This window comes from Pelagibius sp. 7325, from assembly GCF_037652055.1.
Lineage (GTDB): Bacteria > Pseudomonadota > Alphaproteobacteria > Kiloniellales > Kiloniellaceae > Pelagibius.
The window spans coordinates 141,279-153,913 of the sequence record NZ_JBBKAH010000012.1; the positions used below are offsets into that span (position 1 = coordinate 141,279).

Consider the following 12,635-nt stretch of genomic DNA (forward strand, 5'->3'; position numbering starts at 1 on the left):
GCAAAGCAAGGAGAGGTCCAATGACACTGCATGATCGCGTGCACGACGTGACCGAACGCCTGCGTGAGCGCAGCCGTGACTCGCGGCAGGCCTATCTCGACCGACTGCGCCGCGCTGCCGACAAGGGGCCGCACCGCTCGACGCTGTCCTGCGGCAACCTGGCACATGGATTCGCCGCCTGCGGCGTCACCGACAAGCAGGCGCTGAAGGGCGACGTGGTGCCCAACCTCGGCATCATCACCGCCTACAACGACATGCTCTCGGCGCACCAGCCGCTGGAGCGCTTTCCCGAACTCATCAAGCAGGCGGCGCGCCAGGTCGGCGGCGTCGCGCAGGTGGCCGGCGGCGTGCCGGCCATGTGCGACGGCGTCACGCAGGGCCAGCCGGGCATGGAGCTGTCGCTGTTCTCGCGCGACGTCATCGCCATGGCGGCGGCGGTGGGGCTGTCGCACAATATGTTCGACGCCGCGGTCTACCTCGGGGTCTGCGACAAGATCGTGCCGGGTCTCGTCATCGCCGCGCTCACCTTCGGCCATCTGCCGGCGGTTTTCATCCCCGCGGGACCGATGCCGTCCGGCATGCCCAACGACGAAAAGGCGCGCATCCGCCAGCTTTATGCCGAAGGCAAGGTCGGCCGCGCCGAATTGCTGGAGGCGGAATCGCAGTCCTACCATGGCCCCGGCACCTGCACCTTCTACGGCACCGCCAACTCCAACCAGATGCTGATGGAGATCATGGGGCTGCATCTGCCCGGCGCCTCTTTCGTCAATCCCAACACGCCGCTGCGCGACGCGCTCACTGCCGAGGCGGCCAAGCGCGCGCTGGCCATCACCGCGCTGGGCAACGCCTACACGCCAGTCGGCGAGATGATCGACGAGCGCGCCGTGGTGAACGGCGTGGTCGGTCTGCATGCCACCGGCGGCTCGACCAACCACACCCTGCACCTTGTCGCCATGGCGGCGGCGGCCGGCATCAAACTCACCTGGGACGACATCGCCGATCTCTCCGACGCGGTGCCGCTGCTCTGCCGCATCTATCCCAACGGCCTCGCCGACGTGAACCACTTCCACGCCGCCGGCGGCATGGGCTACCTGATCTCGGAGCTGCTCGACGCCGGGCTGCTGCACGGCGACGTGATGACGATCTGGGGACAGGGGCTCGACAACTATCGCCAGGAGCCGAAGTTGACCCACGACGGCGCCGTGGTGTGGCAGCCCGCGGCCAAGAAGAGTCACGACGAGTCGGTGCTGGTCGGCCGCGACATCGCCTTCTCGCCCAACGGCGGCCTGAAGATGCTCACCGGCAATCTCGGCCGCGCGGTCATCAAGACCTCGGCGGTGAAGCCGGAACGCCACGTCATCGAGGCGCCGGCTGTGATCTTCCATTCGCAGGACGATCTCATGGCCGCCTTCAAGGCCGGCGAACTGGAAAAGGATTTCGTCGCCGTGGTGCGCTTCCAGGGTCCGCAGGCGATCGGCATGCCGGAACTGCACAAGCTGACGCCGCCGCTGGGCGTGCTGCAGGATCGCGGCTTCAAGGTGGCGCTGGTCACGGACGGGCGCATGTCCGGCGCTTCGGGAAAGGTGCCGGCGGCGATCCACGTGACGCCGGAGGCGGCCTGCGGCGGTCCCATCGCCAAGCTGCGCGACGGTGATATCCTGTGCGTCGATGCCGTCGCCGGGACGCTGACCGTCAAGGTGCCGGAGGCCGAGTGGGCCAAACGCACGGTGGTGACCGAGGACCTGACGTCCAGCCACTACGGCCTGGGTCGCGAGCTCTTCGCGGCCTTCCGGGCGGCGGCCGGTCCCGCCGACCAGGGCGCGCATGTATTTGGAGGAACCTTGTGACACAACGACAAGAGGGGATCGAGGCGATCCTCAGGCTGGCGCCGGTGGTGCCGGTGCTGGTGATCGACGACGTGGCGACGGCGGTGCCGCTGGCGCGCGCGCTGGTTGCCGGCGGCCTCAAGGCCATCGAGGTGACCTTCCGCACGGAAGCGGCTCTTCAGTCGATCCGCGCCATCGCCGGCGAGGTCGAGGGCGCGGTGGTCGGCGCCGGCACAGTGCTGACCGCAAAACAGGTCGACGACGCCGTGAAGGCGGGTTGCCGCTTCATGGTGTCCCCGGGTGCCTCGCTGGATCTGCTGACCGCCGTGCGCGACTGCCCGGTGCCGCTGCTGCCCGGCGCGGCGACGGCCTCGGAGGCGATGACCCTGCTGGAGCAGGGTTATGGCTTCCAGAAGTTCTTTCCCGCCGAGCCCGCCGGCGGTGCCGCCTACCTGAAGGCGCTGTCGCAGCCGCTGGCCGGCATCCGCTTCTGCCCGACCGGCGGCATCGCGCGCGACAGCGCGGCCAAGTATCTTGCCCTGCCGAACGTGGTCTGTGTCGGGGGCTCCTGGGTAGCGCCCGCCGATAAGGTCGCCGCCGGCGACTGGGCGGCCATCGAGGCCCTGGCGCGGGACGCCGCGCAGCTCAATGCGTCGCGCGACGCCGCCTCACTCACAGCTTAGGAATTTTCGGCATCATGACGGCAGCCGTTGAACAGGCCTTCGAAGCCCTGCGCGCCCATCACTGGGAGATGAAGGGCAGCCGCCTCAGGGATCTCTTCGCCGAGAATCCCGACCGCTTCGACCGCTTCTCCCTCCGGCTCGACGACCTGCTGCTGGACTTCTCGAAGAACCTCATCCTTCCCGAGACGCTGGAGAAGCTGCTCGTCCTGGCGCGCGCGGCCGGGGTCGAAGAGGCCCGCGAGGCGATGTTCGGCGGCGAGAAGATCAACGCGACCGAGGGGCGGGCGGTGCTGCACACCGCGCTGCGCAACCGCGCCGACCGGCCGGTGCTGGTCGACGGCCACGACGTCATGAGCGACGTGCGCGAGGTGCTGGACGCCACGGCCGCCTTCGCCGAGGGCGTGCGCGAGGGCGCCATCGGCGGCGCGACCGGAGAGCGCTTCACCGACGTGGTGAACATCGGCATCGGCGGCTCCGACCTCGGCCCGGCGATGGTGACCCGCGCCCTCTCGCCCTACGGGCAAGAGGGCCTCACCTGCCACTTCGTCTCCAACGTCGACGGCGCCCACCTCAGCGATACGCTGAAGGGACTCGATCCCAGAACGACGCTGTTCCTCGTCGCTTCCAAGACCTTCACCACCCTGGAGACCATGACCAACGCCCGCTCGGCGCGCGCCTGGCTGGTCGCGGCGCTGGGCGAGGAAGCGGTCGCCGACCACTTCGCCGCCATCTCGACCGCGCTCGACAAGGTTGCTGCCTTCGGCATCGCCGAGGACCGCATCTTCGGTTTCTGGGACTGGGTCGGCGGGCGCTACTCGGTGTGGTCGGCCATCGGCCTGCCAGTGATGATCGCTATCGGCCCCGCCCGCTTCGCCGAGTTCCTGCAGGGCGGCTTTGAGATGGACGAGCATTTCCGCTCGGCGCCGCTCAGTGCCAACCTGCCGGTGATCCTGGCGCTAATCGGTGTGTGGTACCGCGACGTCTGGGGTTTTCCCGCCCAGGCGGTGCTGCCCTACGATCAGCGCCTGGAGCGCTTCACCGCCTACCTGCAGCAGCTCGACATGGAATCCAACGGCAAGCGGGTGACGCTGACCGGCCATCCGGTGGCCGAGGCGACCGGGCCTGTCGTCTGGGGCGAGCCCGGCACCAACGGACAACACGCCTTCTACCAGCTGCTGCATCAGGGCACCGACGTGGTGCCCTGCGATTTCCTTGTCGCCGCCGAGCCCCATGAAAACCTCGGCGACCACCATGTCCAGCTCATCGCCAACTGCCTGGCCCAGTCCGAAGCGCTGATGCGCGGCAAGACGATCGAAGAGGCGCGCGCCGAGCTGGAGGCCGCCGGCCTGGACAGGAAGGCGGTCGCGGCCCTGCTGCCGCACAAGGTCTTCCCCGGCAACCGCCCCAGCAATACGCTGCTCTACAAGAAGCTCTCCCCGCGCACCCTCGGCCGACTCATCGCCCTCTACGAGCACAAGGTCTTCGTGCAGGGGCGCATCTGGGGCATCAACTCCTTCGACCAGTGGGGCGTCGAGCTGGGCAAGCAGCTGGCTGGCGAGATCCTGCCGATGCTGAAAGGGGACAAGGCCGCGGAAGGCCGCGACGGCTCGACCGTCGGCCTGCTGGCCGAAGTGACGAAACTGCGTTCGCGCTAGGGCGTGTCCGACGTGATCGAGTAGACGTCTTCCGGCGTGGCCGTCAGGTCGAAGGCCACGTCGATCGCCATGCCCAGCACCATGAGCGCGAGCAGGATGCGCAGCTGCTCCGTGCGCAGGCGTGCGCCGAGGCGGGCACCCATCTGAGCGCCGATGGTGCCGCCGACCAGCAGCAGGATCGCCAGCACCGCGTCGACGGTCTGGTTGGTGGCCGCCTGCAGGATGGTGACGTTGGCGCTGACGAAGATGATCTGAAACAGCGAGGTGCCCACGACGACGCTGGTCGGCATGCCGATCAGATAGATCATCGCCGGGACCATGACGAAGCCGCCGCCCACGCCCATGATGGCGGAGAGCACGCCGACGCAGAAGCCGACTCCCAGCGGCACCAGCGCCGAGATGTAGAGCCGCGAACGGCGGAAGCGCATCTTCCAGGGCAGGCGGTGGATCCAGGTGTGGCGGTGCGCGCCGCGGCCGACCGGCTTGCCGGTCCTGCGCTGGCGCAGGTACATGTTCAGCGCGTCAACGAACATGAGGGTGCCGAGGGCGCCCAGCAGGATCACGTAGCACAGCGAAATGGTGAGCTCGATCTGGCCCAGCGCGCTCAGCACGCCGAACAGCCAGATGCCGGCCGTCGATCCGGCGAAGCCGCCGGCCAGCAGGATGAGGCCCATCTTGATATCGACGTTGCGCCGCTGCCAGTGCGCGATGCAGCCGGAGACGCTGGCCCCGGCCACCTGGTTCGCCGCCGTGGCCACCGCGACCGCCGGCGGAATGCCGATCTGCATCAGCAAGGGGGTCAGCAGAAAGCCGCCGCCGACGCCGAACATGCCCGACAGCAGCCCGATGCCCGCCCCGAGGCCGAGGATGAGGAAGAGGTCCTCGGAAAGTCCGGCGATGGGAAGATAGATCTCCATGAGAGCGGAGCTTGTGCCAGGTGGGTGTGGAGAGAGCTTAAATGCGGCGGCCTGCGGTGCAGGGCGGGCGCTCATCCGTTCTAGTCCAGTGGCGGAGCGTTGTCGAGCCGGTTGGCCGCTGCCGGCGCCTCTGCCCCTGTCGTTTCGGAGCTGTTCCCCGGACGACACCACGGGTATGGCAAGGGCGAACCTCTCAACCCGGCGGGCTGGAGAAGGTCAGCCGATTGCCGAAGGGGTCGCCCAGGGTGAGTTCGCGCGTGCCCCAGGGCATCTTCTCCGGGGCGCCGGGATGCGCGAACTTGTACGGCCGCTGCTTCAGGTCGGTGGCGAAGCCGTCGATGTCGTCGCAGTGGATCCGCAGGCGGCTGCCCGGCGTGGCGTCGCCGTGGTGCTCGGAGAGATGCAGCACGCAGCCATCCCGGGAAACCTGCAGGTAGAGCGGGAAGTCGTCGCCGAAGCGGTGCTCCCAGTCGACGGTGAAGCCCAGCCAGTCGACATAGAACGCCTTCGCCTTGGCCTCGTCGAAGATGCGCAGGACAGGGATGGGTGCTGTAAGTTTCATGACGGGCTAGCGGCTTCCGTCGATGCTTCTGAGGTTCGGCCGCGGCTCCTCCGGCCAGGTGATGAGCTCGGACAGCCACGGCAGGGCGGCGAAGAGATCCGGCAGGCGGCGGCGCTTCAGGATGTCGCGCACGGCGGCGGCCAGCACCTCCGGCGTGGCGCCGAGGTCGCCGCGCCGCGCGACCAGGGAGATCGGCCGCGAGAAGCGCCCGCGCTTCAGCGGCTCGACCCGCAGGCGCTCGATCTGGCGGATCTCCTGCAACAGGCAGAGTGGCGTCGAGAGGCTCCAGCCCATGCCGTCGGCCACCGCCGACAGCTGGCTGCTGGCGGTATCGAACTCCACCTCGATGGGCACGTTGAGGCGCAGGCGGTTCAGCTGCCCCTCGATCTGGCGGCCGATCGCCGAGCGCAGCGAGTAGCGCACGAAGGGCATGGCGGCGAGGGCCTCCAGCGGCTCCGCCGGCCCGTCGTAGCTTGCCGGGAAGACCAGCACGAAGGGCTCGGTCAGAATGGCGTGGCTTTCCAGACCCTCGACGCCGTCCAGCTCGTCGGTGGTGGTGACCACCGCGTCCACCGTGTGGTTCAGCAGCGCCGCATGATTGTCGGGCGAGATGCCGGCCCAGATGCGCCAGCGCTTGGCGAGTTGGCGCTGCTCGGCGACCAGCAGCGGTCCCACCGTGTTTGCGATGCTCTCGGCCATGGCGAGAGTGAGGCTGGAGAGCTGGCGCAGGTCACGGTCGCGCAGGCCGCGGTAGAGGTCGCCGGCCTCGGCCAGAATCACGCGGCCCCGCTCGTAGAGGGTGGTGCCGGCGGCGGTCAGCGCCAGCGGGCGGACCGAGCGGTCGAAGAGCTCGCTGCCCAGCGCCTCTTCCAGGTTGCCGACGATCTGCGAGACGCTGGACTGGGTGAGGCCCAGCTGCTTGGCCGCCGAGGTCATGCCGCCGGCCTCCGCCACCATGACGAAGACGCGTAGCGCCCTCAGATCGAAGCTCTGTGGCAGGTCCATGAAAAATCAGCGGTCCCAGAATGACGGACCGCCGAAGCGATCCTAAGCGCTGCCGGGCCGGGAGACGCGGTAGCCGGTCTCCGCCGCCGCCTCGGTCAGCCAGTCCCAGAACGATAGCGCGAAGCCCCGGTAGACATAAAGGTCGAAGCTCTCTCCCCCGAGATTGTCTGGCGAAACGCGGCGCAGGATGACGCCGACCTCGTGGATGGCAGACTGCGCCACCTTGAGCGGCGGAAAAGCCGTGGGATGGAGGTCGAGGGCGAGGCCCTTGGCCAGCACCCAGGTGGCCTTCGGCCCGCTGACCCGGATCGCGACGCGGGCGTGGGAGAGGTCGGTGACGGCGCCCAGATCGGGGCCGATCTGCCCGGCGAGGCGCTGGGCGAGGCGCGGGTCGCGGCTCTCCACCAGCCAGCGTCCCGGCGCGATGGCCAGGATGGCGCCCTCGGCATCGCCGCTGGAGCCGCTGGGCCCCTGTGGCGGCGCGCAGCCGGTCAGTGAGGCGACGATGCCTTCCACCTGCTCGGCGGTATCGGGCCAGGCGGCGACCTGGACCAGGGAGACCAGCGCGCGCTCGGCCAGCTCTACGCCGGGCGCGCCGCGCCCGGCCGTGCAAGGCTCGGCATGACCTTTCAGAGGCGAGATCGCGTCAGACATGCATGCGGCTCCCGTCCGGATCGAAGAAGTGCGACGACACCACCTCGACCGCGACATCGATGTTCTTCAGGGGATAGGTGGCCACCAGCTTTTCGCCGATGCGCTGCGGGCCGTCCTCCAGCAGGCCGAGCGCGATGTATTTCTCCAGCGCCGGGCTGTAGGTGGTGGAGGTGACATGGCCGAGGCTCTTGGGCGGTTGCCCCTTGTCGTCGGCGGCGACCAGGTGCGCGCCGGCGCGGATCTTGCCGCCGTCGGCGGAAACCAGGCCGACCAGCTTCAGGCGCCGGGGATCGGTGAGGCCCTCGCGGTCCAGCATCGAAGATCCGATGAAGGTCTTCTTCGACGATACCATGCCGCCCAGGCCCAGATCCGCGGCGGTGGTGCGGCCATCCAGCTCCGGCCCCGCCACATGGCCCTTCTCGATGCGCAGGGTGCCCAGCGCCTCGACGCCGTAGGGGATCATGCCGAAAGGCTTGCCGGCCGCGAGCAGGCGCGTCCACACCGCCTCGCCGTGATGGGCGCCGCAGTAGACCTCATAGGCCAGCTCGCCGGAGAAGGAGAGGCGGGCGACCAGCACGGGCATGCCATCCAGGCTGCCCTTGCGCACGCCCATGAAGGGCAACGCTTCGTTCGAGACGTCGATGTCGGAGAGCGCGGCGGCAAGCACGGCGCGGCTCTTCGGCCCGGAGACCGCCATGCCGGCCCACTGCTCCGTCACCGAGGTGACGGCCACCTTCAGTTCCGGCCACACCGCCGCAAGCAGGAATTCCAGCTGCGTCAGCACCGGCGCGGCGTTCGCGGTCGTGGTGGTCATGAGGAACTGCGTATCGCTGAGGCGCCAGGTGGTGCCGTCATCCCAAAGGAAGCCGTCCTCGCGCAGCATCAGGCCGTACCGCGCCTTGCCCTCGGGCAACTTCAGGAAGCCGTTGGAATAGACGCGGTTGAGGAACTCGGCGGCGTCGGGTCCCTGTACGTCGATCTTGCCGAGGGTGGAGACGTCGACCATACCGACGCTCTCGCGCACCTGACGGGCTTCGCGCACGTAGGCCTGTTCGACGGTTTCGCTGCCTTGGGCGTAAATGCGCGGGCGCAACCAGAGGCCGGCCTCGATCATCTCGGCGCCGTTGGCGATGTGCCAGTCGTGCATCGGCGTGCGGCGCGTCGGACGGAAGTGGCCGCCGCGCGCCTGGCCCGCCAGCGCACCGAGCGAGACCGGCGTATAGGGCGGTCGGAAGCGCGTCGTGCCGACTTCGGGAATGGAGAGCTGGCGCTCCCGCGCCATGAGCGCGAGGCCGATGACGTTGGAGGTTTTGCCTTGGTCGGTCGCCATGCCCAGCGTCGTGTAGCGCTTCAGGTGTTCGACCGAGCGGAAACCTTCGCGGTGCGCGAGCGACACATCCGAGGCCGTGACATCGTGCTGCAAATCGACGAAGGCCTTGCCCTTGCCGTGGGGCGGTCGCGCGTCCCACACCGGCAGCGGCGCGTCGGCGAGCGGCTCGTCGGCGATCTTCGGCAGCGTGACGGCAGGCGCGGCGAGGCCGCAGGACTCGGCGGCCTCGGTGCCGGCCCTGGCGCCTTCGGCCAGCGCCGCCGCCGTGCCGAGTGCTCCGTTGCAGGCGCCGGCGGCCCGCCAGGGCTGCGTCGGAGCGCCGGGCAGGAAGGCGGTCAGGGTGTCGTCCCAGCGCGCCGCGCCGCCGGCCTGGCTCGCCAGGTGGAGGGTCGGCGTCCAGCCGCCGGAGACCAGCAGGCAGTCGGCGGCGATCTGGCGGGCCGTATCGCTGGCCCCTCTTGCGGGGTCGAAAGGTGCCACGGCGATGCCGCTGATCCGCTGGCCGCCGAGCGCCCGGGTGACGGCATGGCCCAGCAGCAGCTCGGCGCCTGAGGCCTGCGCGATCGCCTGTGCCTGCGCGCCGATCGTGCGGCGCGCGTCGATGATGGCGGTGACCTTCGCGCCCGCCGCGCTGAGCGCGGCGACGCTGCGGTAGGCGCCGTCGTTGTTGGTGAAGAGGGCCACTTGCTCGCCCGGTGCGACGCCGTAGTGCTGCACATAGATCCGGCCGGCATCGGCCAGCATCACACCCGGCTTGTCGTTGTCGCCGAATACGATGGGGCGCTCGATGGCGCCGGTGGCCAGCACCACCCGGCGCGCGCGGATGGTCCAGTGGCGCTCGCGCGGCTGGCCTTCCGACGGCACGGCGAGGTGGTCGGCGACACGCTCGACGGCGCCCAGCGTGTTGTCGTCGTAGTAGCCGTAGACCGTGGTACGCGGCAGCAAGGTCACATTCTCGAGCGCGGCGAGTTCGGCGAGCAGGTCGCTCGCGACGGCATCGCCGCGCAGGGCGCCGCCCGGCGCTGCCTGTTCGTCGGCCAAAATCACCCGGGCGCCACTGCGCGCGGCGGCCAGCGCCGCCATCAGGCCCGCAGCGCCCGCGCCGACCACCAGGACGTCGCAGAAGGCGTTCATCTCCTCGTAGCGGTCGGGGTCGGCCAGCGTGGTGCCGGCGCCGAGGCCGGCGGCCTTGCGGATGAAATGCTCGTAGAACATCCACGCCTTGCGCGTCGGACCCATGAAGGTCTTGTAGTAGAAGCCCGCCGAGAGGATCGGCCCGGCCAGCCCGTTCACCGCCATGACGTCGAAGCCGAGCGAGGGCCAGCGGTTCTGGCTCACGGCTTCCAGGCCGTCGAACAGTTCCACCACCGTCGCCCGGGTGTTGGGCTCGGCCCGCGCGCCGCTGCGCAGGGTGACCAGCGCGTTGGGCTCCTCGACCCCGGCGGAGATCAGTCCGCGCGGGCGGTGGTACTTGAAGCTGCGCCCGAACAGGTCGACGCCACTGGCCAGCAGCGCCGAGGCCAGGGTATCGCCGGCGAAACCCTGGTAGCGTTTTCCGTCGAAGGTGAAGCTCAGCGGCTTGCCGCGGTCGATGGCCTGGCCGACGCCAAGACCACTTTGGGGAAGGCGGTATCCGCTCATGCGTCGCTCCCCGTGCGCGCGGCCCAGGGGCCGACGACCTCGGCGCCTTCGATCCTGTGGCTCACGGTATCGCGCGTCACCTTCAGCCACAGGCGGCAGCCTTGGCCGTGGTGCCAGTACTCGACATGGCGGCCGCGCGGGTTGTCGCGGTAGAAGACGTAGTCGTTCCAGTCTTCGGGCGAAGCGCTCGCGGGGTCGGGACGTGCCTTGCCGGCTTCGCGGCCGTAGGTGAACTCACCGACGTCGCGCGGGCCGCAGTGCGGGCAGGGGATCAGCATCGGGCGGCTCCGTTGCGCAAGGCGTTGCCGATCGACCTCGTGCTTCGAGACGGGCCTGCGGCCCTCCTCAGCATGAGGTCGATGAAAGAAAGGAGCCTCATCCTGAGGAGCCGCCGGCAGGCGGCGTCTCGAAGGACGAGGCGGGAAGCGGCTTGCATCCTTCGGCTCCTAGTGCAACTCGGGACGCGGCCCGGCGCCGCGCTCGTCGATGACGCGGCCCTGGGCGAAGCGCTCCAGGGTGAAGGCGGCGTTGTATTCGTGCGGCGCGTCGTTGGCGATGGTGTGGGCGAAGCACCAGCCCGAGGCCGGCGTGGCCTTGAAGCCGCCGTAGCACCAGCCGGCGTTGATGTAGAGGCCCGGCATCGGCCCCTTGCAGATGATCGGGCTGCCGTCCATCGACATGTCCATGATGCCGCCCCAGGACCGTAAGAGGCGCAGGCGCGCGAGGTTGGGGAAGAGCGTCACGGCGGCGGCGGCGACGTGCTTCACGATCGGCAGGTTGCCGCGCTGGGCGTAGGAGTTGTAGCCGTCGATGTCGCCGCCGAAGACCAGGCTGCCCTTGTCGGACTGGGAGATGTAGAGGTGCCCGGCGCCGTAGGTCACCACGCCGTCGATGAGCGGCTTCAGGGACTCCGAGACGAAGGCCTGCAAGACGTGGCTTTCGATGGGCAGGTTGTTGAGGCCCGCCTTCTGCAGCACCACCGATGTGTTGCCGGCGACGGCGACGCCCACCTTGCCGGCCCTGATGACTCCGCGCGAGGTCTCGACGCCGGTGATGGCGCCGTTCTCGCGCAGGAAGCCGGTGACCTCGCAGTTCTCGATCAGGTCGACGCCCTGGCGGTCGGCGCCGTAGGCGAAGCCCCAGGCGACCGCATCGTGCCTCGCGGTGCCGGCGCGCGGCTGCAGCAGGCCGCCGGCAACGGGAAAGCGCGTCTTGGCCGACATGTCGATGCCCGGGGCGTACTTCGCCACCTGGTCGCGGTCCAGCAACTCGGCGTCGATGCCGTGCAGCCGCATGGCATTGCCGCGCCGTGCGTAGGCATCCATCTGGCTCGGCGTGTGTGCCAGGTTCAGCACGCCGCGCTGGGAGAACATGACGTTGTAGTTCAGGTCCTGCGACAGGCCCTCCCACAGCTTCATGGAGTGCTCGTAGAAATAGGCGTTGCCCGGCAGCATGTAGTTGGAGCGCACGATGGTGGTGTTGCGCCCGATGTTGCCGCCGCCCAGCCAGCCCTTCTCCAGCACCGCCACGTTGGTGATGCCGTGGTTCCTGGCCATGTAGTAGGCGGTGGCGAGGCCGTGCCCGCCGCCGCCGATGATGATGACATCATAGGCCGGCTTGGGCTCCGGCGAGCGCCACACGCGCTCCCAATTCCTGTTGCCGCTCAAGGCATTGCCGAGCAGCGAAAAGACCGAATAACGCGCCATGTCGAAAGGAATCCCGGGACTGAAGTCGGGCCATTAGGGCGCGGCGGTGCGTCCGGGTCCAGCGCCGGGCGACACTATCGGATTATTCAATCGAATGGATCGGCAGGGGCGATGGTGGACGAGCCCTGTTGCGATGGAAAGGTTATACGGCGGCGTGCAAACCGCGCCCGAGATCTTGGGTTTCGGACGCCTTGGGTTGCGACCGGACAACTTGCTCGAAACTGGTTGCGGCAAGGGCAATGGTACCGAGATTGCAGTCGATTTCGTATTCCCAGACCGTCGTCTCGCCGTTTGTGGAAAGCCGCGGGTTCCGACGCTTCAGATCGGAAATGAACAGCAATGTGCTGTTCCCATAGTCCAGGTCGGCTGAGAAACCGCTGACATTCAGAAATCTCAGGTCGCAGGGCGAGACCCAGAATTTGTATTGCTTGTTAGGCTGCTCTTGCCAGTGGAAGAGGTAGTCGATATCCAACCTCACGGAGAAATCTTCATCCGGCAGCGTGATCGAGTATATCCGGCAGTCGTGCCATCCCATTTGCCCAAAATCAGCATCTGTCCAGCGATCCTTCACCTGCATTGCGGCCCCCCAAATAGTTCGGTTCAATCTATTAACATCCCCGCCAATGTTCATAAAACGACTCCCGGCACCCTGATTT

At 68.5% G+C, this 12,635-nt stretch carries 11 protein-coding genes; 3 read left to right on the forward strand and 8 right to left on the reverse strand.

Going from position 1 to position 12,635, the window contains the following annotated elements:
- Nucleotides 1-20 precede the first annotated feature (20 nt).
- Genes edd through pgi form a run of 3 tightly spaced genes read left to right on the forward strand, consistent with a single transcriptional unit; the run spans nucleotide 21 to nucleotide 4,164 of the window.
- Nucleotides 21-1,847 carry a phosphogluconate dehydratase gene (gene edd / locus WDC82_RS22225; protein WP_340119608.1) on the forward strand — a complete coding sequence of 609 codons (1,827 nt, stop codon included), beginning with the start codon at nucleotides 21-23 and terminating at the stop codon, nucleotides 1,845-1,847.
- Complete coding sequence (gene eda, locus WDC82_RS22230; RefSeq protein ID WP_340119609.1) at nucleotides 1,844-2,509, forward strand: bifunctional 4-hydroxy-2-oxoglutarate aldolase/2-dehydro-3-deoxy-phosphogluconate aldolase; 666 nt, start codon at nucleotides 1,844-1,846, stop codon at nucleotides 2,507-2,509. Before edd ends, eda begins: the two co-directional genes overlap by 4 nt.
- Before the next feature lie 14 nt (nucleotides 2,510-2,523).
- Nucleotides 2,524-4,164, forward strand: a complete 1,641-nt coding sequence (gene pgi / locus WDC82_RS22235; RefSeq protein WP_340119610.1) for a glucose-6-phosphate isomerase — start codon at nucleotides 2,524-2,526, stop codon at nucleotides 4,162-4,164.
- Here pgi and WDC82_RS22240 read toward each other — a convergent pair.
- The 8 genes from WDC82_RS22240 to WDC82_RS22275 all read right to left on the reverse strand — a co-directional run bounded on the left by WDC82_RS22240 (nucleotide 4,161) and on the right by WDC82_RS22275 (nucleotide 12,556).
- Nucleotides 4,161-5,081: a sulfite exporter TauE/SafE family protein gene (locus tag WDC82_RS22240; protein WP_340119611.1), complete on the reverse strand. Its 921-nt coding sequence runs from the start codon at nucleotides 5,079-5,081 to the stop codon at nucleotides 4,161-4,163. The two genes, pgi and WDC82_RS22240, sit on opposite strands and share 4 nt — an antisense overlap.
- 193 nt (nucleotides 5,082-5,274) lie before the next feature.
- Nucleotides 5,275-5,643 (reverse strand): glyoxalase superfamily protein, encoded by a 369-nt coding sequence (locus tag WDC82_RS22245; RefSeq protein WP_340119612.1) that lies wholly within the window; start codon nucleotides 5,641-5,643, stop codon nucleotides 5,275-5,277.
- Between the two features lie 6 nt (nucleotides 5,644-5,649).
- The gene (locus WDC82_RS22250) at nucleotides 5,650-6,648 is read right to left on the reverse strand and encodes a LysR family transcriptional regulator (protein WP_340119613.1); all 999 of its coding nucleotides are present in this window, start codon (nucleotides 6,646-6,648) and stop codon (nucleotides 5,650-5,652) included.
- Between the two features lie 42 nt (nucleotides 6,649-6,690).
- The gene (locus tag WDC82_RS22255; protein ID WP_340119614.1) at nucleotides 6,691-7,302 is read right to left on the reverse strand and encodes a sarcosine oxidase subunit gamma family protein; all 612 of its coding nucleotides are present in this window, start codon (nucleotides 7,300-7,302) and stop codon (nucleotides 6,691-6,693) included.
- Nucleotides 7,295-10,273: a sarcosine oxidase subunit alpha family protein gene (locus WDC82_RS22260; protein ID WP_340119615.1), complete on the reverse strand. Its 2,979-nt coding sequence runs from the start codon at nucleotides 10,271-10,273 to the stop codon at nucleotides 7,295-7,297. Before WDC82_RS22260 ends, WDC82_RS22255 begins: the two co-directional genes overlap by 8 nt.
- Nucleotides 10,270-10,551, reverse strand: coding sequence for a sarcosine oxidase subunit delta family protein (locus WDC82_RS22265; protein WP_340119616.1), 282 nt, complete (start codon nucleotides 10,549-10,551; stop codon nucleotides 10,270-10,272). The genes WDC82_RS22260 and WDC82_RS22265 overlap by 4 nt, the downstream gene beginning before the upstream one ends.
- A 168-nt stretch (nucleotides 10,552-10,719) precedes the next feature.
- Nucleotides 10,720-11,979: a sarcosine oxidase subunit beta family protein gene (locus WDC82_RS22270; RefSeq protein ID WP_340119617.1), complete on the reverse strand. Its 1,260-nt coding sequence runs from the start codon at nucleotides 11,977-11,979 to the stop codon at nucleotides 10,720-10,722.
- 142 nt (nucleotides 11,980-12,121) lie between these two features.
- On the reverse strand, nucleotides 12,122-12,556 hold the full coding sequence (locus WDC82_RS22275) for a hypothetical protein (RefSeq protein WP_340119618.1): 435 nt from the start codon (nucleotides 12,554-12,556) through the stop codon (nucleotides 12,122-12,124).
- Between the last annotated feature and the right edge of the window lie 79 nt (nucleotides 12,557-12,635).

What these genes read in the sequence shown, in the direction of transcription:
- edd (WP_340119608.1), top strand. Translation starts at nt 21, where the DNA reads ATGACACTGCATGATCGCGTGCACGACGTGACCGAACGCCTGCGTGAG.
- pgi (WP_340119610.1), top strand. Translation starts at nt 2,524, where the DNA reads ATGACGGCAGCCGTTGAACAGGCCTTCGAAGCCCTGCGCGCCCATCAC.
- WDC82_RS22240 (WP_340119611.1), bottom strand. Translation starts at nt 5,081, where the DNA reads ATGGAGATCTATCTTCCCATCGCCGGACTTTCCGAGGACCTCTTCCTC.
- WDC82_RS22245 (WP_340119612.1), bottom strand. Translation starts at nt 5,643, where the DNA reads ATGAAACTTACAGCACCCATCCCTGTCCTGCGCATCTTCGACGAGGCC.
- WDC82_RS22250 (WP_340119613.1), bottom strand. Translation starts at nt 6,648, where the DNA reads ATGGACCTGCCACAGAGCTTCGATCTGAGGGCGCTACGCGTCTTCGTC.
- WDC82_RS22255 (WP_340119614.1), bottom strand. Translation starts at nt 7,302, where the DNA reads ATGTCTGACGCGATCTCGCCTCTGAAAGGTCATGCCGAGCCTTGCACG.
- WDC82_RS22260 (WP_340119615.1), bottom strand. Translation starts at nt 10,273, where the DNA reads ATGAGCGGATACCGCCTTCCCCAAAGTGGTCTTGGCGTCGGCCAGGCC.
- WDC82_RS22265 (WP_340119616.1), bottom strand. Translation starts at nt 10,551, where the DNA reads ATGCTGATCCCCTGCCCGCACTGCGGCCCGCGCGACGTCGGTGAGTTC.
- WDC82_RS22270 (WP_340119617.1), bottom strand. Translation starts at nt 11,979, where the DNA reads ATGGCGCGTTATTCGGTCTTTTCGCTGCTCGGCAATGCCTTGAGCGGC.
- WDC82_RS22275 (WP_340119618.1), bottom strand. Translation starts at nt 12,556, where the DNA reads ATGCAGGTGAAGGATCGCTGGACAGATGCTGATTTTGGGCAAATGGGA.